General features: G+C 65.4%; 18 protein-coding genes and 1 tRNA gene. 15 read left to right on the plus strand and 4 right to left on the minus strand.

Going from position 1 to position 18,916, the window contains the following annotated elements; genetic code table 11:
- The first annotated feature begins 48 nt into the window (after positions 1 to 48).
- The 3 genes from JZ791_RS21115 (at position 49) to JZ791_RS21125 (ending at position 3,237) form a co-directional block, all read left to right on the plus strand.
- Positions 49 to 133 (plus strand) — tRNA-Ser (locus JZ791_RS21115).
- Between the two features lie 850 nt (positions 134 to 983).
- Positions 984 to 1,907: a Fic family protein gene (locus JZ791_RS21120; RefSeq protein ID WP_216896935.1), complete on the plus strand. Its 924-nt coding sequence runs from the start codon at positions 984 to 986 to the stop codon at positions 1,905 to 1,907.
- Positions 1,908 to 2,397: 490 nt separating this feature from the next.
- Positions 2,398 to 3,237 (plus strand): class I SAM-dependent methyltransferase, encoded by an 840-nt coding sequence (locus tag JZ791_RS21125; RefSeq protein WP_216896900.1) that lies wholly within the window; start codon positions 2,398 to 2,400, stop codon positions 3,235 to 3,237.
- On the opposite strand, the gene JZ791_RS21130 is transcribed toward JZ791_RS21125, so the two are convergent.
- A complete protein-coding gene (locus tag JZ791_RS21130; RefSeq protein ID WP_254206048.1) occupies positions 3,238 to 3,738 on the minus strand; it encodes a MarR family winged helix-turn-helix transcriptional regulator in 501 nt (166 codons plus the stop codon).
- 100 nt (positions 3,739 to 3,838) lie between these two features.
- Here JZ791_RS21130 and JZ791_RS21135 point away from each other — a divergent pair, with 100 nt between their 5' ends.
- Positions 3,839 to 4,828 carry an NAD(P)H-quinone oxidoreductase gene (locus JZ791_RS21135; RefSeq protein WP_216896901.1) on the plus strand — a complete coding sequence of 330 codons (990 nt, stop codon included), beginning with the start codon at positions 3,839 to 3,841 and terminating at the stop codon, positions 4,826 to 4,828.
- Positions 4,829 to 4,907: 79 nt separating this feature from the next.
- On the opposite strand, the gene JZ791_RS21140 is transcribed toward JZ791_RS21135, so the two are convergent.
- Positions 4,908 to 6,110, minus strand: a complete 1,203-nt coding sequence (locus JZ791_RS21140; RefSeq protein WP_216896902.1) for a cysteine desulfurase-like protein — start codon at positions 6,108 to 6,110, stop codon at positions 4,908 to 4,910.
- A gap of 253 nt (positions 6,111 to 6,363) precedes the next feature.
- Here JZ791_RS21140 and JZ791_RS21145 point away from each other — a divergent pair, with 253 nt between their 5' ends.
- The 7 genes from JZ791_RS21145 (at position 6,364) to JZ791_RS21175 (ending at position 12,144) form a co-directional block, all read left to right on the plus strand.
- Positions 6,364 to 6,954, plus strand: a complete 591-nt coding sequence (locus JZ791_RS21145) for a bacterial proteasome activator family protein (protein WP_216896903.1) — start codon at positions 6,364 to 6,366, stop codon at positions 6,952 to 6,954.
- A gap of 126 nt (positions 6,955 to 7,080) precedes the next feature.
- Complete coding sequence (gene wzm, locus JZ791_RS21150; RefSeq protein ID WP_216896937.1) at positions 7,081 to 7,908, plus strand: galactan export ABC transporter permease subunit Wzm/RfbD; 828 nt, start codon at positions 7,081 to 7,083, stop codon at positions 7,906 to 7,908.
- A gap of 8 nt (positions 7,909 to 7,916) precedes the next feature.
- Complete coding sequence (gene wzt / locus JZ791_RS21155; protein ID WP_216896904.1) at positions 7,917 to 8,738, plus strand: galactan export ABC transporter ATP-binding subunit Wzt/RfbE; 822 nt, start codon at positions 7,917 to 7,919, stop codon at positions 8,736 to 8,738.
- Positions 8,735 to 9,646, plus strand: coding sequence for a galactofuranosyltransferase GlfT1 (gene glfT1 / locus JZ791_RS21160; RefSeq protein WP_216896905.1), 912 nt, complete (start codon positions 8,735 to 8,737; stop codon positions 9,644 to 9,646). Before wzt ends, glfT1 begins: the two co-directional genes overlap by 4 nt.
- Positions 9,647 to 9,670: 24 nt before the next feature.
- Positions 9,671 to 10,549, plus strand: a complete 879-nt coding sequence (locus JZ791_RS21165) for a hypothetical protein (RefSeq protein ID WP_216896906.1) — start codon at positions 9,671 to 9,673, stop codon at positions 10,547 to 10,549.
- A gap of 179 nt (positions 10,550 to 10,728) precedes the next feature.
- Positions 10,729 to 11,577 (plus strand): SDR family oxidoreductase, encoded by an 849-nt coding sequence (locus JZ791_RS21170; protein WP_216896907.1) that lies wholly within the window; start codon positions 10,729 to 10,731, stop codon positions 11,575 to 11,577.
- 123 nt (positions 11,578 to 11,700) lie between these two features.
- Complete coding sequence (locus JZ791_RS21175) at positions 11,701 to 12,144, plus strand: hypothetical protein (RefSeq protein ID WP_216896908.1); 444 nt, start codon at positions 11,701 to 11,703, stop codon at positions 12,142 to 12,144.
- A gap of 56 nt (positions 12,145 to 12,200) precedes the next feature.
- Here the strand turns inward: JZ791_RS21175 and JZ791_RS21180 are convergent, their stop codons facing one another.
- The gene (locus JZ791_RS21180; protein WP_216896909.1) at positions 12,201 to 14,072 is read right to left on the minus strand and encodes a glycosyltransferase; all 1,872 of its coding nucleotides are present in this window, start codon (positions 14,070 to 14,072) and stop codon (positions 12,201 to 12,203) included.
- A gap of 113 nt (positions 14,073 to 14,185) precedes the next feature.
- A complete protein-coding gene (locus JZ791_RS21185; protein ID WP_308163016.1) occupies positions 14,186 to 14,695 on the minus strand; it encodes a GtrA family protein in 510 nt (169 codons plus the stop codon).
- 153 nt (positions 14,696 to 14,848) lie between these two features.
- On the opposite strand from JZ791_RS21185, the gene JZ791_RS21190 reads away from it, so the two are divergent.
- From JZ791_RS21190 to JZ791_RS21205, 4 genes are all read left to right on the plus strand, one after another.
- The gene (locus JZ791_RS21190; protein ID WP_216896910.1) at positions 14,849 to 15,871 is read left to right on the plus strand and encodes a glycosyltransferase; all 1,023 of its coding nucleotides are present in this window, start codon (positions 14,849 to 14,851) and stop codon (positions 15,869 to 15,871) included.
- 35 nt (positions 15,872 to 15,906) lie between these two features.
- Complete coding sequence (locus JZ791_RS21195) at positions 15,907 to 17,439, plus strand: DUF2142 domain-containing protein (RefSeq protein ID WP_308163017.1); 1,533 nt, start codon at positions 15,907 to 15,909, stop codon at positions 17,437 to 17,439.
- A gap of 149 nt (positions 17,440 to 17,588) precedes the next feature.
- Complete coding sequence (locus JZ791_RS21200) at positions 17,589 to 17,861, plus strand: hypothetical protein (protein WP_216896912.1); 273 nt, start codon at positions 17,589 to 17,591, stop codon at positions 17,859 to 17,861.
- Positions 17,861 to 18,916 carry a toxin C-terminal domain-containing protein gene (locus JZ791_RS21205; protein WP_216896913.1) on the plus strand — a complete coding sequence of 352 codons (1,056 nt, stop codon included), beginning with the start codon at positions 17,861 to 17,863 and terminating at the stop codon, positions 18,914 to 18,916. Before JZ791_RS21200 ends, JZ791_RS21205 begins: the two co-directional genes overlap by 1 nt.

Here is an 18,916-nt window from a genome sequence, read left to right on the forward strand (position 1 = left end):
CCCACCCCCACTCCAAGTACTCTGTGATGGCCTCCGACACCGAGGCGGGGTGAGTTGCCCGAGCGGCCTAAGGGAACGGTCTTGAAAACCGTCGTGGTTCACGCCACCGTGGGTTCAAATCCCACACTCACCGCGACTGACCAGCTCTTGCCCGCCTATAACCGTCGAGCACGCCTTTGTCTACTACGAATGACCACCGTGGTGCCTCCATCCGAGGCCACCACGCAGAACGGTGCTCTTGGTCAAGATTCCGCCCCTGAAAGCGACGCTGCCCGCGCGATCTATCACCGGTATTCTGCCGTCAGGGGTGAGGTACGGCGCGGCGTAGCTACCGTTCAACACTCGCTCTCCGAGTGCTGGCGCGACGACTCGATTTCGGACCGACAGGTAGTACCACATCGCCGCCCCCAAAGTTCCACTCGCGAGACCCGCTGCTGCGTACCCCGCCGCACTGCTGTCGTCGCCGAAGTAGTTTTCGTCGGCATCGTCGCACTCGGTGTCATCCACACGCACCCCGAGGACAGCGTTGGCGCACACCGCGGCGTAGTCCACGTCAGCCTGGGCATCGTCTGATTGCGTGGTGCTCAGAGGAACCGTCGACATCGTCGCAGGAGCGGATGACGACGTCGTGGTCAGGGTTGTCGGCGTACCCCGCTCGGCTGTGATGGGTGGCGGTTCCGCGACGGACCTTGTCGATTGTGGCGCCTGTACATCACAGCCAGTTGCAAAATACCAACCGGCTATAGCAGGGACCAGCATCAATGCTGGTACCACGCCGCGCTTTCGGTGAATGGACACGAGATACCTTCGACCTACTTCAGTCGATGTCGTCTATTTTTGCGATCATCACCGCTATTACCTCGCGAATCGACGTCTTCGATAAGAGGCAACCGGGATGAGACTCTGGGTAACAACGTCTCTAGCGCAGAACAGCATGCAGGTTAACGGGCGTGTCGCCGGAGTTCAGGAGGGGTTATCGCACCATGTTCAGCTTGTGCAGTTCTCACTGCGGTCGGTTTCCGGGAGTCTCCCGCAACCGGACGGTCAGCATCGGGTATCGATCCTGGTCCGTAGCGAGCTGCCACCGCGTTGACGATTCGGCAGTCGGTTGCGGTGGTGCGCACCGTGAGTTTCCTGGCCGCCATCGCCCGGTGGTCGAGGGATTCGCCGCAGGCGGCGGCACGGTCGCCGCACGCAGTGATGGCCCGGACGCGGGCAGCATTCGCCGGACTCAGGTCTTCAGCGGTGTTGGACGTGACCGGGTCGAGCATGCCCGGTTTGTGCCACCTCTGCCTGGCGATCTACTCCGAGACGGACTCACCCAATGGGAGCAATGGGTACGGAAGCCGTCATCTATACCGTCGTTGGTGACCATGGCTCTTGCGCATTACCAGTTCGAGGCGCTTCATCCATTTACCGACGGCAACGGCCGTCTAGGGCGTTTGATCGCGCTGCTTCAGCTTGTCATAGCCGGCGAATTGCGGTTTCCGATCCTCAACATCTCGTCCTGGCTGGAAAGGAATCGGGAGGAGTATCAAAACGGCCTGCTCAACGTCTCACTGACTGGCCGCTGGGACGACTGGGTATCGCTCATCTGCGCCGCAGTCCATGCTGAATCGCTCGAGACCGCAGCTCGTGCAATGCGTTTGGCGGGACTTCGTGAGCAGTTTCAGGCGAGGGTCAGGCACCTACGCCAAAACAGTGCGGCAGTCGCCATAGCGCAGGATCTCATCGGATACCCAATGCTCGCCGCGACTTACGCAGCCGAGCGACACGGGGTGTCGTATCAGGCTGCTAACGAAGGCATCAAGAAACTTGTCGAGCTGGGAGTCCTGCGACAGCGCCTCGAGGGTCGGTACGACCGGATCTTCATCTGCGACGCCGTGTTACAGGCGTTGGAGGTCTAGGAGCCGGCCCGAATCTCGCCGACCTCGACCCCACGGTGGCGATCGGACACACGGTGGGCAGTCGGCTCTAAGTTATCCACAGAGTGGAACTTATCCACAGAATCCGCGTTACTGCAGGACGTTCCGTCGAGCTGACTTCGCCTCGCGCTTTACTGGCTCCAAGAACGAGCGAAGGCGTGATGAGTACCAATGACTATTATCTTGATCCTGGTCGCGACACTGTCCCTGGCTATCGCCACCCTTGGCCGGACCATTGCGATCGCACTCACAATGCGCGATGTGCCAGCGAAGTACCGCGCTGAAATTCTGCGTGGGCTCGCAGAATGCTTTCGGTTCTGGCGGAAATGATGTCACTCACTGCTTCGCGACCACCTCCCGGAACAACCAGTCTCGCCAACAGTGCAGCCGAGCGTGATATTGATTGTTCAGGCGGCCGACTCGAGCCCGCAGGCCCGGAGTATCGCGGTCAAGGCAGAGGCGAAAGGGCAACATGGACAGTGGATTCGATCAGGCGACAGCCGCGATGATGCTTGCCAATCGGCGCAACTGGGATGCCCGGACGCCGATTCATGCGGCGTCCGCGTTCTACGGTGTGCCGGCGGAGTGTTGGTTCGCCTCGTTCGAGTGGGATGACTTGGGGCCGTTGGGGGGTCGGGATTTGGTGCATCTGCAATGTCATCTGGGGACCGAGACGGTTGCGTTCGCGGAGCGCGGGGCGCGGACGGTCGGGCTGGACTTCTCCGAGCAGGCTGTACAGCAGGCGCGCGGGATTGCGGATCGGCAGGGGATCCACGTCGATTACGTGCGGGCCGATGTGTACGACGCGGTGGGCGAGCTCGGCGATAGCAGGTTCGACGTCGTCTACACCGGGAAGGGTGCGTTGTGTTATCTGCCGGATTTGGATCATTGGGCTGGGGTGATCGCTGAACTGCTTCGGCCGGGTGGGCTGTTGTATCTTGTGGAATTCCATCCTGTGCTTACTTCGCTGGCGCCGAAGCCGGATCCGGGCGCGGGGCCGGAATTGGTGCTGCGGCACGATTACCTCGAAGGGCGTGGGGCGATCGAACACGATGGGACGCATACCTATACCGACGGGCCTGCGTTGCCCGTCGGCGCCACTCGCGGGTATGAATGGGCGCACGGGCTGGGCGAAGTCGTCACGGCTCTTGTCGGGGCGGGCTTGATCGTCACGCGGCTCAGGGAGACCGAACAGCTTCCCTGGCCTCGGTGGGAACGGATGGTCCGCGACGAGTCGACCGGGTGGTGGAAACTGCCGCCCGCCGACGCCCGGGTTCCGATGCTCTACGCCTTGAGCGCGACCAAACCGTAGTCAGGAACTCCTGCTCCCGCGGGCGATGAGGGTTTGGTCTATGCGGGTGAAGGCTTCGCCGATGATGGCTAGTTCCTCGGGGGTGAGGAGGTCTATGAAATCTCGGTGGACCTCGGTGACGTGGGTGGGGGCGGCGGCGCGTAGGCGGCGCGTGCCCACCTCGGTGAGGTGGGCGCGGACGCCTCGGCCGTCTTCCTCGCAACTGGTGCGGTGAACCATGCCCTCGGCCTCCAGGCGGCGGATCTGGTGGGTCAGGCGGCTGCGGGAGGACAGGGCGCCGTCGGCCAGGTCGCTCATCCGCAGCGAGAGTGAGGGGGATTCGGACAGCAGGACCAGGATGCGGTATTCGGCCAGGCTCATATCGCAGTCGCGCTGCAACTGCTTGTTCAGCTCGCCTTGCAGACGCTGGTGGCCGTCCATATACGCACGCCACGCCCGTTGCTGCACCGAGCTGAGCCATCTCGGCGCCGATACCGTGAGACCGCTCGGTTCGTTGTTCATAGGCAGCATTCTATTGAACGGAAATGTTGGAATGGCCGATCTACCGAGCTAATGAGGCATCGGGTCACCCGCGCCATCCACGACAGTCCACAATTACCCCATGCATGCGGTGACTCTCGATGGCTTCGGTGAACCAGACACGATGCGCTGGGCGCAGATACCGGATCTGCCCGATCCGGGCGTCGGCGAGGTCCTGATCGACGTCGTCGCCGCGGGCGTGAATCGGGCGGACCTGCTACAGCGGCAGGGGTTCTATCCGCCGCCGCCCGGCGCCAGCGAGATCATCGGTATGGAATGTTCCGGGGTGATCGCGCAGGTCGGCCCGGGCGTGCGGGACTGGAAGCCCGGCGATCGAGTGTGCGCGCTGCTGTCCGGCGGCGGCTATGCCGAGCGGGTGCTGGCACCGGCCGATCAGCTGCTGCCGGTGCCCGAGGGCTTGGACCTCGCGGTGGCCGCGGCCCTGCCGGAGGTCGCGGCCACGGTCTGGTCGAATCTGGTCATGCGGGCCGGGCTGCACGCCGGCCAGCTGCTGCTGATCCACGGCGGCGGCAGCGGGATCGGGACGCACGCCATCCAGGTGGCGGTCCACCGGGGCGCGCGGGTCGCGGTCACCGCCGGATCCCAGTACAAGCTGGATCGCTGCAAGGAACTGGGCGCGAACATCCTGATCAACTACCGCGAGGAGGACTTCGTCGCGACGCTCGGCGAATTCGGTGGCGCGGACGTCATCCTCGACAATATGGGCGCGGCGTACCTGGGCCGCAACATCGAGACCCTGGCCGACGACGGTCAGCTGTGCGTCATCGGCATGCAGGGCGGGGTCAAGGGTGAGGTGAACCTCGGCGCGCTGCTGGCCAAGCGCGGCACCATCCACGCCACCAACCTGCGCCGACGCCCGGCGGCCGGCCGCTCCAGCAAGGCCGAGATCGTCGCCGAGCTGCGCCGCCACCTGTGGCCGCTGATCGCCGACGGGACCGTGATCCCGGTCGTACATGCCGAACTGCCCGTCACCGAGGCCGCCGCCGCGCATCGCCTGCTGGACTCGGCCGACACAGTCGGCAAGGTCATCCTCCGGATCGACCAGGCGTGATCGATCCGGAGGCGGAGCGTTACCACGCAGGCCCCCGGTCACGCCCGATGAACGCGGCCCCGACTCGGGGCCGGCGCGCTCAATCCAGTGAGGCCAACGCGCGACCGACCTGGTCGATCTCGAATCTGGTTGTGTAAGGAGCCAATCCGATGGTGACCGCGCCGCCCTCGTCGTTGACGCCCAGGGCGTCCAGCAGGCGACTGCCGCCGTGCGCACCGGACAGTGTTCCAATGCGGTGGTCGGCGAGTTTGGCCGACACCTTCTCACTCTGCATCCCGGAGATGGTGAAGCTGACCGTCGGGATGCGGGTGGAGGCCCGGCCGATCACCGTCAGGTTCGGGATGCGGTCGAGCACGTCCATGAGGTGCTCGAACAGGTGGTCGTGATAGTCCTGCAGCGAGGTGACCGACATTTCGAGGCGCTCCCGGCGCGTCCCGGCGGCCTGTTCATCGAGCCCGGCGAGATAGTCGATCGAGGTGGTGAGCCCGGCCAGCAGCGCGTACTGATGCCCGCCGACCTCGAGTCGCTCGGCGCCCTTGGCGTACGGATTCAGCGACATCGACGGAATCCGGTCCAGGAAGGCGGGATCCCGGAAAACCAGCGCTCCGATCTGCGGCCCGCCCCACGCGGGCGCGGATAACGCCACCACGTCGGCGTTGAGCTCGTCGATATCGATCAGCGCGTACGGCGCGGCGCCGAAACAGTCGGCCACCAGCAGCCCGCCCACCTCGTGCACCCGATCGGCGGCCACCCGCACCGACGGGGCGGAGCCGACGATCGGCGAGGCGGCCGTCAAGGCCACTAGACGCGCGGTGGGGCCGATGAGCTCCTCGAACTGCCACGCGGGCATTTCGCAGGTCTCGATCTCCACCTCGGCCCACCGCACATGGGCCCCATACCGATTCGCGATCCGCAGCCACGGCGCGACGTTCGCCTCGTCGTCCAGCCGCGACAGTACGATCCCGGTGCCAAGGCCCAGCCGCGAACTCAGTGATTCCGCCAGCCACGCCAACAGCACCGCGCGATCCGGGCCGAGCACGACGCCCGCGGGGTCACCACCGACCAGATCCGCCACCGCCTCGCGGGCGGCGTCGAGGATCGCACCGCTGCGCCGAGCGGCGGGCACCCGATTCGTATGAGAAAAGGCCGACGTGCGGAAACCCGTTGAGACCGCCCGTGATACCGAATCCGGAACCAGCATGCCGGCCTGCGGGTCGAGATGAATCCACCCGTCGCCCAGGGACGGTATGAGGCCCCGAACCCGCGCGACGTCGTAAGTCATGTGGGCCACTCTAAGGGCAGGGGGCGTAGTGGCGTAACCGTGTCCGCGGCAACCGACCGGTTGACGCGTTTCGCGCACGACGCGGACCGGCCCGCACAGCGCAGGCGACCAGGTGAGCTATCACGCAACATGTCGACCGACTTTCAGCAAACCGAGAAGTACAGACCAACTGCGGACACGATCGCAAGAGGATACCCCCGGCTCACCATCCCCACTGCAGCGCGGCACACGCGAACCCGACATGATGGAGCCCATGACGCATTCGGACGGAGAACCGGATTCCATCGTGGTGATCGGACCAGACGGCCAGCCGCTGGTCGTCCCTGCGAGTTCGCAGAGCGGATCGCCGATCGGCGGTCACCTGCTCGGTATGGGCGGACCCGGCGGCGACGGCGACGAGGAGGCCAAGGAGGAATCCCTGGCCGATATGGTCGAGCAGCCGGCGAAGGTCATGCGTATCGGCACCATGATCAAGCAACTGCTCGAGGAGGTGCGGCAGGCGCCCCTGGACGACGCCAGCCGCACTCGTCTGCGGGAGATCCACAAGACCTCGGTGCGCGAGCTCGAACAGGGCCTGGCCCCGGAGCTGCGCGAGGAGCTGGAGCGACTGGCGCTGCCGTTCAGCGACGACACGATCCCGACGGACGCCGAGCTGCGCATCGCACAAGCTCAGCTGGTCGGCTGGCTGGAGGGCCTGTTCCACGGCATCCAGACCGCGCTGTTCGCCCAGCAGATGGCCGCCCGCGCGCAACTCGAACAGATGCGGCATGCCCTGCCGCCGGGCCTGCACGGTCAGCGCGAGGGCGGGCAGGGCCCGTCGGGCAGCGGCGGGCAGTATCTGTAGCCGGGCCGCGAACACCCCCGGAGCACACCGGAGGCGGATTAGATACAGTGCACTGTGCCCGCAGCAGCTGCCCCCGCCGACTCGGCAACCGCCGAACAAAGCCCGGCCGAAGCCCCGGTACCACTGATGTCCGATTCGCAGTCGTTCGGTCGTGCGTTCAAGGACCTACGCGACGGATTCGCACAGCGTGAGCTGTGGCTTTCGCTCGGATGGCAGGACATCAAGCAGCGGTATCGCCGGTCGGTGCTCGGTCCGTTCTGGATCACCATCGCCACCGGCGTGCAGGCCGCGGCGATGGGCGTGCTGTATGCCGCGCTGCTGCATCTGCCGCTCAGCTTCCAGCTCCCGTATGTGACGGTCGGCCTGATCGTCTGGAATGTGATCAACGCCAGCATTCTCGAGGGTTCACAGGTCTTCATCGCCAACGAGGGACTGATCAAGCAGCTGCCCTCAGCACTCAGCGTCCATATTTATCGGCTGGTGTGGCGGCAGTTCCTGTTCTTCGCGCACAACGCGATCATCTACGTGATTCTGCTGGCCGCGTTCGGAGTCTGGCGACATCTGAGTTGGACTGTGCTGCTGGCGATCCCCGGCATCGTCCTGTTGTTCCTCAATGCCGCGTGGGTGTCCATCGCATTCGGCATTCTGAGCACCCGCTATCGCGATATCGCGCAGATTCTGAACAGCATGACCCTTATGCTGTTCGTGCTCACCCCGGTGATGTGGAACGCGCAGTCGCTGACCGAACGGGTCGGCGCCGGCATCGGCGGCAAGGCGCGACTGATCGAGCTGGTGCCCACGTTCCACTACCTGGAGATCATCCGCGCGCCGCTGCTGGGGCAGCCGATCCATCTGCTGTCCTGGGAGGTGGTGCTCGGTATCACCGTGATCGGCTGGGCGGTGGCGATACTGGCATTGAAGAAGTTCCGTTCCCGTGTGCCCTACTGGGTGTAAAGGCCGATATGACCGACGATGTGAGCATCGAGACCCGTGACGCCTGGGTCGAATTCCCGATCTTCGACGCCAAATCCCGGTCGCTGAAGAAGGCGTTCCTGGGCAAGGCCGGTGGTGCGATCGGACGCAATACCTCGGACGTCGTCGTGGTCGAGGCATTACGGGAGATCAGCCTGTCGTTCAAGGAGGGCGACCGCGTCGGCCTGGTCGGGCACAACGGCGCCGGCAAATCCACACTGCTGCGCCTGCTTTCGGGTATCTACGAACCGACCCGCGGCACCGCGCGAATTCGCGGCCGGGTCGCGCCGGTATTCGATCTGGGCGTCGGGATGGATCCGGAAATCTCCGGTTTCGAGAACATCATCATTCGCGGGCTGTTCCTCGGGCAGACCCGCAAGCAGATGCTGGCCAAGGTGGACGAGATCGCCGAATTCACCGAACTCGGCGAGTATTTGAATATGCCGCTGCGCACCTACTCCACCGGTATGCGCGTGCGCCTGGCGATGGGCGTGGTCACCTCGATCGATCCGGAGATCCTGCTGCTGGACGAGGGTATCGGCGCGGTCGATGCGGAATTCATGAAAAAGGCCCGCAACCGGCTGCGCGATCTGGTGGCGCGGTCGGGAATCCTGGTGTTCTGCAGCCATTCCAACGAATTCCTGGCCCAGCTGTGCGATACCGCGATCTGGATCGACCACGGAAATATGCGGATGCGCGGCGACATCGAGGAGGTCGTGCGCGCCTACGAGGGCCCAGAGGCGGGCGACCACGTCGCGCAGATCCAGCGTGAACTCGCACGAGAACGGGAACTGGAGCACAATCCTTCATGACTGTCCAGGCTCCGAACCGCATCATCGCGGTGGTAGTCACGCACAAGCGCCGGGAGCTACTCGCCGAATCGCTGAAGATCCTGTCCGATCAGACGCGCCCGATCGATCATCTGATCGTTGTCGACAACGCCAACGAACCCGAGGTGGGTGAGCTGGTGCGGGCGCAGCCGGTGGAATCGACGTATCTGGGTTCCGAGCACAACCTCGGCGGCGCGGGCGGATTCGCGCTGGGCATTCTGCACGCGCTGACGCTCGGCGCGGACTGGGTGTGGATGGCCGACGACGACGGTCGTCCCGAGGGGCCCGAGGTGCTGTCCACGCTGGTCGAATGCGCGAAGACGCACGGCCTGGCGGAGGTCTCCCCGGTGGTCTGCGATATCGACGATCCGGATCAGCTCGCGTTCCCGCTGCGCCGCGGCGTGGTGTGGCGGCGCCGGCGCTCGGAGCTGCACGCGGACGGCGACGAGGATTTCCTGCCCGGCATCGCCTCGCTGTTCAACGGCGCGCTGATCTCGGCGCGGGCGGTCGATGTGATCGGCGTACCGGATCTGCGGCTGTTCGTGCGCGGCGACGAGGTAGAGGTCCATCGGCGGCTGGTGCGTTCGGGCCTGCCGTTCGGCACCTGCCTGACCACGGCGTATCTGCACCCCAACGGATCCGCGGAATTCAAGCCGATTCTGGGCGGGCGCATGCACACCCAGTATCCGGACGATCCCGTCAAACGGTACTTCACCTATCGCAACCGCGGCTATCTGATGTCACAGCCGGGTATGCGGAAACTCCTGCCGCAGGAGTGGGCCCGCTTCTCCTGGTTCTTCCTTGTCCAGCAACGGGATCCGGAGGGTCTGCGAGAATGGCTGCGACTGCGGCGCCTGGGTCGGCGCGAGCAGTTCCACAAACCCGACTAGATCAGCGTTCTTGGAGGCATAGCCGTGAGTAATCCCTACGGCGGACAACAGCCCTACGGCCAGTCCTGGCAGCCGAATCAGCCGTACGGAACTCCGCAGCCCAATGGATCCAACCCGTACGACGCGCAGCCGCAGGGCGCCTCCGCGCCCAGCATCCCCCAGCCGGGCTACGGACAGCCGAATCCCCCCTCCACGCCGAACATTCCGCAACCGGGCTATGGGCAGCCGCACAGCGCCTCCACGCCCGGAATCCCGCAGCCGGGTTACGGGCAGCCGAACGGTCCATCCTCGCCGGGCATTCCCCAGCCGGGCGTGCCGGGTTACGGCATGCCCAATCCCGCTGCGCCGCAACCGTACCCGGGCAATCCATACGGCCAGCCGAACCCGTACGGTCAGCAGTACCCGTACGGTCAGCCCAATCCGTACGGCCAGCCGAATCCCTATGGCGGCCAGCCGAACCCGTACGCACAGGCGAATTATGGTGGGCAGCAACAGATACCGCAGTTCCGTCCGGAGCCGGGCCCACCCGGAATACTGATCGACGCCTCGTATATGCCACTGCAATTCCTGCTCGCGCTCAGTGGCCCGCGAATCCTGGTGAACGGCCAGGAAATTCCGGGCACCAAGTGGGGCGCCACACACATCCCCGTCGGCGCGGGGCAGCATCATGTGCAGATCAAGACCAAGTGGCTATGGGATTACGGCTCCGCCCAGACGGTCGTGCCGGTCGCCGACGGGCACAGCACCCGCGTCTTCTACCGTTCACCCCTGGTGTGGTTTCTGGGCGGGGCCATCGGCCCTGTGCCACAGAAAACCCCGGGCATGCTGTTCATGTACATCAGCTGGGGCATCGTCGCCGTGCTGATCCTGCTGAACCTGTTGCTGATCGCGGCCGGATCGTAACGGACCGCAGCAATTCACGGCCCGGGTCGCCTCCCGAGCCGATCCGCTGCCCGTCGCTATGCAACTGATTGCATAGAAGTGAGGCATCGCATACTGTGCGAATCGGCCAATCCGGACCTCGGCGCCCGTCCGTTGGAGATCATCGGAGTGGGACCGGGTGCACAGAACGGGAGACAGGCATGACGAACACAGGACGCCCGCTAGCGGGCCGGACGATGATCATGTCCGGCGGTAGCCGCGGCATCGGGCTCGAGATCGCACGCCGCGCGGCGGCCGACGGAGCCAACATCACCCTGATCGCCAAGACCGATCAGCCGCATCCGAAGCTGCCCGGCACCATCCACACCGCCGCCGCGGAACTCGAAGAGGCGGGCGGGAGCGTGCACAAGTTCGTCGGCGACGTGCGCGACGACGATGGGGTCGCACGGGCGGTGGCCGAGACCGTCGAGCGGTTCGGCGGTATCGACATCGTGGTCAACAACGCCTCGGCGATCGATCTGGCGCCCACCGAGCAACTGGCGATGAAGAAATACGACCTCATGCAGGACATCAACTGCCGCGGCAGTTTCCTGCTGTCCAAATTGAGCATCCCCGCGCTGCGGGCCTCGGCCGAGGCGGGTCGCAATCCGCATATCCTGACCCTCTCGCCGCCGCTGAACCTGGATCCGAAATGGGCGGGCGCCTCCCTCGGCTACACCATCGCCAAGTACGGAATGTCGCTCACCACACTGGGTTTGGCCGAGGAGCTGCGCAAGTACGGCATCGGGGTGAACTCGCTGTGGCCGCGCACCACGATCGCCACCGCCGCGGTCCGCAATCTGCTCGGCGGCGATGAGATGGTGTCCACCTCCCGCACCCCCGACATCTACGCGGACTCCGCCTACCTGGTCCTGACCTCCCCGGCGAAGGACACCACCGGCAACTTCTTCCTCGACGACGAGGTCCTGGCCGCGCACGGCATCACCGATCTGGATAAGTATCGCGTCACCCCGGGGGATGCGCCCCTGTCCACCGACCTGTTCCTCTGAGCGGCGGCCTCCCGCGATATTCCGCGGCCGAAAACCCGATCCCTCCTATGCGTGACAGCTATAAAATGAGGTCACCGCGCTGCGAGGGACCAGCCTCGGGCCCGGGCTACGAAGGGAGGACCAATGCGTTACAGGTTGATATTCAGCACTGCCGTATCAGCGGTCGCCCTCGGGGCGCTGGCACCGGACACGGTGGCAGCACCACCACAGCAGCTGGCGCCCGGGCTCTCGTGCCAGGAGTTCGGCTGTCGCAACAACGACAGCCGGAACACCTACCTGGTGCACGCCCCGGTGATCTGCTCGAACGGCGCACCGATCGTGACGGGGACGGCCTACGTCCCGCCGCGCTCGACGGCGCCCGTCAGGTACTCCTGTCCCCTCGTTCAGGGGCCGCCGATCGGCCAGCAGCAGACGCCGATCGTCCGGCCCGACGGTTCCATCGTGCAGCGGCCACCCGTATGGGAGCCCGGCCCGAGGATCCCGAGCACGGGAATCGGGGTCATATACCGAGACGCACAGGTGATCACCAATCCGCCGCCGCCACCGGCCGGCTCGTCCGGCGGCTGAACGCGACCGGATAACGCGTCGTTCCGGCGTGACCCACGCCGGAACGACGGTCGTCTTTATTTCCCGTAGAGCCGTTCCCAGTTCTCACGACTGATGAGTTCCGGTACGGCGGCGCGGTATTGGCGGCTGAGCTCGGGCAGTTCACGGTGCAGGCGACGCAGGACGCGGATGGTGCGCAGCAGCAGGGCGCGGGCCTTGGCCTTGTCGCGCCGGCGGATTCGCACACCGGACTGCGAGGCGTCGGTCACCATGACGTGATCGAACAGCGACACGTGCCACCAGTGCGCGTCCTCGCGAGGCACCGCCTTCAGGCCGGGCTGGGTGCGGCCGGTCCATTGCTGAACGGCACGTTTGACCAGCACCAGCAGCGGCCGGCTCGGATCGCCCGAATCGCGGCGCACCTGGATGTCGGTCGCGTTGACCGGAGCGGTGGCGACCGGATGCTTGATCGTCTCCGGATAGTCGGCACGGCCCGCCCGCGCGGCGGCCAGGGCGGCGATTCCGCCGTCCTGCAACACCTTCGGCCCCTTCAGGAAGTCCTCGATGCCCTGCAGTGTGGTGTTCACCAGGCCGTACTGCATCGCGACCAGATGTTCGCCGATATTGCGGAGCAGCTGGCGGGTCACGTTTTTCGGATCCAGGTCGGTGTGCAGGGAGGAGACGATGAGTGAGTTGCGCATGCTGAAGTAGCGCGCCCAGTCGTCGTAGTCCTTCCAGTAGAAGTCGGCATGCCAGACCGCGGCGTTGGGCAGGGTCACCGTGACGAAGCCCGCCTCGCGCGCCCGGACGCCGTATTCGACGTCGTCCCACTGGAAGAAGACCGGCAGCGGCAGCCCGATCCTGGCGACCACCTCGGCCGGGATCAGGCAGGTCCACCAGGCGTTGTACCCGGCGTCGACGCGGCGCTCCTGATTCTTCTTCAGCATGCTGGTGTTGCGCAGCGCCTTGGACACCTTCTGCCCGTGCTTCAGCTCACCCAGGTACGCCTCCTCGGCGCCGACGTTGAGGTAGTCGGGGTTGAGCAGGAACAGCATCTGCGCGCCGACCAACGTCGGCTCCACCGTCAGATTGGCGAATGCCTTGAGCCGCAACACCGTTTCCGGCTCACACAGGATGTCGTCGTCCATCAGGATGATATCGGCATGCTCGGCGCCCTCGAAGCTCCCGGCGCTGGACACCTCGTACAGCCCACGCGTGAAACCGCCCGCCCCACCGAGATTGGGCTGGCGGATGTAGTGCAGCTTCTCGCCGAACCGCGGCGCGGTCTCGGTGTACAGCGGCTGCTGCTCCACCAGATCGGTGCCCTGATCTACCACGTAAACCGCGGTGAGCGCGGACAGCACGGCCGGATCGGAAGCCAGCGCCGCGACGGTCGCCGCGCAGTCGGGAGCCCGGTTGAACGTGCAGATCGCGATCGCCACCGGCCGGATGCTCTCGGGCGCGACCGCGGTCCAGGCCACCTCGGAGATGCCGAGTTCCCCACCGACGGCGTCGAATTCGAGCCACAGCGCGCCGCCGTCGACGTACTGGTCCAGCGGCGCCCGCAGCACAACGCGCCCGGCGGAATGGACGTCGGCCGAGTCGATGATGCGACGATGACCCGCGATATCCGAGGCGGCCAGGCGAATTCGCGCCCGGTCGCCCACCTCGAGCGTCATGGCGACCTCGACCTCGGTCACCGTGGTCCAACGCTGCCAGTAGCTGGCCGCGAACCGGCCGAAGTAGGTGTTGGTATGCGCGCTGACACCCTTGTCCAGTCGTAGTGCCAACCGCTCGCGCTGCGCCTTGCCCTTGACCACCGCATACAGCTCGTCGCTGATCTTGGGGGCCGGTCCGGTGAACACCCCGCGCGCCAGCACCAGCCGCTCCGGGACGGGCGCGGGACGCCGGTCGTTCTCGGTCACGGCCTGGCCAGCCGACTGCTCCATACTCAGCTTCCCTCTGTTGTGCTGATTTCGTCCGTGCCACGGGTTACTACCCCCGTGATCACCGCGCTACGCGCCCGATACCGCTCCGATATGGCGGGACCATTATCTCCGATTCACGCATCCGCGCCCGATCGGGGCGTTTTCGGACCGGTGAACACGAAGGTGTCATAGGCCCAGTAGCGGAAGATCACCGCGACGATCTGACCGATGAGTGTGCCCGAGATGTTGTCCGACAGCGGTGTCGACAGATGCAGCACGTACCGGGAGAAGCCCAGGCAACCCAGCTGCAGGCCGATCGCGATCACGTTGAATACCGCGTAGAGCAGATATTCGCGGGTCTTGCTGCCGCCGCCGCGGTGCGCGAAGGTCCACCACTTGTTGCCGAAATAGGTGACCACTGTCGCCACCACGATCGAGATGATCTTCGCCACCAGCGGTATGTGGAACAGAATTCCGTGACCGCCCCAGAACACCAGCAGGTTGTAGGTCCCGGCGTCGACCAGAAAGCCGATCGCACCGACCACCAGGAACGCCCCGCCGGTCCGGAACGCGGAGATCAGCCTGCCCAGCAGGGGACCTCCGGTTCGTTCGGCCGGCTCGGTCACGGTCTCACTGCTGGGCACCTGGCGACGGTACCTCAGCGGGTGCACAGGCGGCCGCCCAGCGGGGAGAAATCCGTCCGTCGACCAGGGTTACCGGGCGCGCCACGGGAGGTTCCCTGTAGCCTCCCGGTGTTGTACTTCACCGTCGGATCAAGTTAATGAGGGATTGACGGGGTGGACCCCACCGAGCTTCGTATCGCCGCCGTCGTGCCGTGCCACAACGAGGAGGCGTCGGTCGCCAAGGTCGTCGCGGACCTGTCGGCCGCCGTCCCGGGCATCGCCGTCTACGTCTACGACAATCTGAGCACCGATGCCACCGCTGAGCGGGCTCGCGAAGCGGGTGCGATCGTGCGCACCGAGACCACCAAGGGCAAGGGCAACGTCGTGCGACGCGCCTTCGCCGATATCGAGGCCGACGTCTATCTGATGATCGACGGCGACGACACCTATGACGCTTCGGCCGCGCCGCGGCTGATCGAGGCCCTGCTGTCCGGGCCGTACGACCACGTCCTGGGGGTGCGACGCGTCGACGCGGACGCCGGGGACCGCTCGGAGACGGCGTATCGCACAGGTCACGAAACCGGTAACAAAATACTGAACGGTGTGGTTGCGAAGGTTTTCGGCGATAACGTCGAGGACATGCTCTCGGGCTACCGGGTGTTCTCGCGGCGGTTCGTCAAGAGTTTCCCGGCGGTATCGCGCGAATTCGAGATCGAGACCGAGCTGACGGTGCACTCGCTGCATCTGCGAGTCCCGCAGACCCAGGTCCCGGTCGGTTTCCGGGACCGTCCGGCCGGTAGCGAATCCAAGCTGCGCACGTATCACGACGGCTTCAAGATTCTGGCGCTGATCATCGGCCTGGCCCGGCACGAGCGGCCCGTGGCGTTCTACGGCCTGTTCGGCACGGTGGCCTGGCTGATATCGATCGTGCTGACCGTGCCGATCATCGTGCAGTTCTACCAAATTCACCAGGTGCCCCGGTTCCCGACGCTGTTCCTGGCCTTCACCCTGTTGCTGCTGGGCAGTCTGGCCTGGACCGCGGGGCTGATCCTGGACGGCATCCGCAGGTCCCGGCACGAGGCGGCGCGGTTGATGTACCTGCGCTATTCGGCCGTCGGGGGCGAGGTCATCGAGGTCGCGCCGCGGCGCCAGGAGCCGCGCAACGGCGTGGCCGAACGGATCGGACAGACGAATTGACGACACACGCGGAACCCCAGACCGATCGTCGTCCCGTGGCCGAGCCCCAGCAGAATACCGAACCGGCACATGGTGTCGCAGAGGATGATTCACCCCCGAGAGCGAGTCGCCTGAGCGCCGCGGTGTGCTGGCTGCAGCTGCGCATCGGCCTGGGCTCGGTGGTATTCCTGCTGATCGGAGCCATCTTCGGCGTCACATTCAGTGTGGTGACGCCCCCCTTCTGGGGCCATGACGAGATCACCCAGTTCGGCCGGACCTATCAGGTCGCGCACGGCGGTTTCCTGCCGCAGCGCATTCCCGACTCCCGCGGTGTCTCATACGGCGGCCAAATCCCGGTGAGCATCGATGCCCTGATGGGCTACGCGCTGCGGGATTACAGCCGCAAACCACAGGAACCGGCGCCGCTGTCGGCCGGTCACGCCGCCTACGATCGGCTCGGTTCCGCGCCGGTCGGCTCGGCGACCAAGCCCATGTGGTTCACCAATACCGCTGCCTACTCGGCGATCCCGTATGTGCCAGCCGTCGCGGGCCTGTGGCTGGCCACCGCCGTCGGCGCCGACGTCGGGAACACCGTGCTGCTGACGCGCCTGGCCGGACTGCTCGCCTACCTGCTGATCGTCGGATTCGCCCTGCGGGCGCTGCGCGGATATCGGGTGCAGTGGCTGGCGTTCACGGTCGCGGTGCTGCCGATCACGCTGTTCCAGGCCGGGACGGTCACCGCCGACACCATCACCAACGCGCTGGCGATCCTGGTGTCGTGTCTGCTGGTCAAGGGATTGTTCCTGGATGCGCGACTGTCGCGCACGGAGGTCGCCGCGGCCCTGGTGGCGACAATCGCGCTGCCGCTGAGCAAACCGACCTATGTGCTGCTGGCCATGCTGGTGGCGCTGATCCCCGCCCGGCAGTACGGTTTCCGCGGCTGGCTGCGCTGGATCCCTTGGTGCTGCGCGATTCTCGGCGCCGCACTGTTCGCGGTCTGGATGAAGATCGCCTCGCCCACCGGCGACGGCATGGGCCTGATGCGTGAACCGGCACAATGGCATTCGGTGCGACCCGGTGATCAGCTGCACCAGATCCTCGGCCACCCATGGCATTTCATCGACGTGTTCACCCATAGCATCTGGTTGCGCGACGGGGAGTGGTTCACCCAGTTCTTCGGCCAGCTCGGATTCGCCTACGTCGACGTGCCGGGCCTGTCGATCCTGGCCTGCCTGCTGGCCTTCGCGGTGAGCGTCGGCATCGCCGAACGACTGTCGGCGACCCAACTGCGCACCGCCCTGGTGGCCCTGGCGATCGCCGCCAGCGTCGCGATGATCTATGTGACGCTGTACATGTCGTTCTCCCCGGTCGGCTACTACCTCATCGACGGCGTACAAGGCCGGTACTTCGTACCACTGGCGGTCGCGGGCGTCGCAGTGCTACTGCGCTGGGTACCGTTGCGGCTGACCAACTCCCAGGGAAAAACCCCGGTACGCGGTCCCGCCATCACGATCATCGTCGCCACGGTGCTCGCTCTGGTAGCGGCAATCATCAAGTACCACTTCATGGTCTGGGGCTCGAACCTCTAGTCCGGTCCAGCCCCGGTCGTTCCGGTTCGTGCATTATTCGCTTCGTGCGTTGTCCGCAGCACGGTATGGTCCCATATCGATTGGTCTAGCGAACATACGCAGGGGGAACAGTCATGGCAGACAGTCATGTGCCGACATCGATCGAATGAATGAATGATCTCGCCACCGGATTCGGCACAACCGCGACCGGCGTCGAGGCAGTCACCACCACGAAGATCGCGCCACAAATCGCTGCCGCACTACCAGAGTCGGCCACCAGCACCGCGTGCCACACCGGAGCACACATCGCCCACACCGCATTGGGCATCCTCGCCGGCCACTACCGCACGATCCGCGGCGCCACCGCCACCAGCGCCGATACCTTCGAGCGCACCGACGCCGACCACGCACAGCGCATCCACGCTCTGATTCAGCCTCGCTGATGGGGGCGCCGACCGTCTCGCAGGCCCGCAACTGGGATGCGGCCGCCCTGTTACACCAGGCGACCGAATGGGAAGACGCGCACGACGAACTCGCTCGCCACACCCGTGCGATCAGCGAGCACGTCGACGGTTCCCCGGACTGGTGGATCGGTGAGGCCGGTGACGCCATGCGCGTCCGCCACACCCGCATCCTCGCCCACACCACCCTCGTACGCACCGCCCTGACCGGCGCGGCAACGGCAGCTCGGAGCGGCTACCAGCGCATCGCCGACACCAACACTGCGGCGATCCAGGCAATCAACAACGCCGAGCTGGACGGCTACTGTCTCGCCGAGGACGGCACCGCGACCATCACCCCCGCCCAAACCGCGACGGCCGCCGCATCACGGCAGTCTCAGGCGGCTCTCATCGCTCTGGAACAGGGCGCGGCAACCCACACAGCCACAGTACAAACCGCATTGGCTGGTCTCGGTGCCGCGGACGCCGAAACCGCCTCTGCCATCACAACCGCTTTCACCCCACTCAACGAAGCGACCGATATCGCCGGTCCGATGCGTGCGACAAACTGGGTCAGCATCCTCGTCGACGTCGGCACCGCCATCGTGACCATCCCCCTGGACGATATCGGCGTCGGCGAAGGCATCGACGCCGCTGTCTTCGCGGCGATGGACGAAACCGACCACGCCGCGATGACAAAGGCCGCCCAAGACGCCGCCTCGCAGGCTGCCAAGAACGGCGCAAGCCGAAAGGACGCGACCCAAGCCGCCAAAGATGCTGCGGCGAAATATGCGAAAGAGTGGGAGGAGAAAGGCCCACCGAACGGCGCGACCAAACAGCAGTATGCCGACCAAGCGAAGAGGCTTGGCTATAATCAACGAATCTCACCCCCCAAAGCGCCATTCAAATCTCACGGACAACCCGTTTACACCAACGGCAAGGACTATCTCACCCCCGATGTCGACAGCCATAATGTCACTAATGGATGGAAGCTGATAGATCGACGGGGACAACGCCAGGGTACATACACATGGAACATGCAAAGGGTGAAAGGCTGA

Origin of the sequence: Nocardia alni (assembly GCF_019038435.1) — a bacterium.
Lineage (GTDB): Bacteria > Actinomycetota > Actinomycetes > Mycobacteriales > Mycobacteriaceae > Nocardia > Nocardia alni.

Bases quoted from the DNA above. Each gene is read 5' to 3' on its own strand.
- JZ791_RS21130 (WP_254206048.1), bottom strand. From the start codon at position 3,738: ATGAACAACGAACCGAGCGGTCTCACGGTATCGGCGCCGAGATGGCTC.
- JZ791_RS21175 (WP_216896908.1), top strand. From the start codon at position 11,701: ATGCGTTACAGGTTGATATTCAGCACTGCCGTATCAGCGGTCGCCCTC.
- JZ791_RS21125 (WP_216896900.1), top strand. From the start codon at position 2,398: ATGGACAGTGGATTCGATCAGGCGACAGCCGCGATGATGCTTGCCAAT.
- glfT1 (WP_216896905.1), top strand. From the start codon at position 8,735: ATGACTGTCCAGGCTCCGAACCGCATCATCGCGGTGGTAGTCACGCAC.
- JZ791_RS21200 (WP_216896912.1), top strand. From the start codon at position 17,589: ATGAATGATCTCGCCACCGGATTCGGCACAACCGCGACCGGCGTCGAG.
- JZ791_RS21170 (WP_216896907.1), top strand. From the start codon at position 10,729: ATGACGAACACAGGACGCCCGCTAGCGGGCCGGACGATGATCATGTCC.
- JZ791_RS21120 (WP_216896935.1), top strand. From the start codon at position 984: ATGTTCAGCTTGTGCAGTTCTCACTGCGGTCGGTTTCCGGGAGTCTCC.
- JZ791_RS21180 (WP_216896909.1), bottom strand. From the start codon at position 14,072: ATGGAGCAGTCGGCTGGCCAGGCCGTGACCGAGAACGACCGGCGTCCC.
- JZ791_RS21205 (WP_216896913.1), top strand. From the start codon at position 17,861: ATGGGGGCGCCGACCGTCTCGCAGGCCCGCAACTGGGATGCGGCCGCC.
- JZ791_RS21140 (WP_216896902.1), bottom strand. From the start codon at position 6,110: ATGACTTACGACGTCGCGCGGGTTCGGGGCCTCATACCGTCCCTGGGC.
- wzt (WP_216896904.1), top strand. From the start codon at position 7,917: ATGACCGACGATGTGAGCATCGAGACCCGTGACGCCTGGGTCGAATTC.
- JZ791_RS21145 (WP_216896903.1), top strand. From the start codon at position 6,364: ATGACGCATTCGGACGGAGAACCGGATTCCATCGTGGTGATCGGACCA.
- JZ791_RS21135 (WP_216896901.1), top strand. From the start codon at position 3,839: ATGCATGCGGTGACTCTCGATGGCTTCGGTGAACCAGACACGATGCGC.
- wzm (WP_216896937.1), top strand. From the start codon at position 7,081: ATGTCCGATTCGCAGTCGTTCGGTCGTGCGTTCAAGGACCTACGCGAC.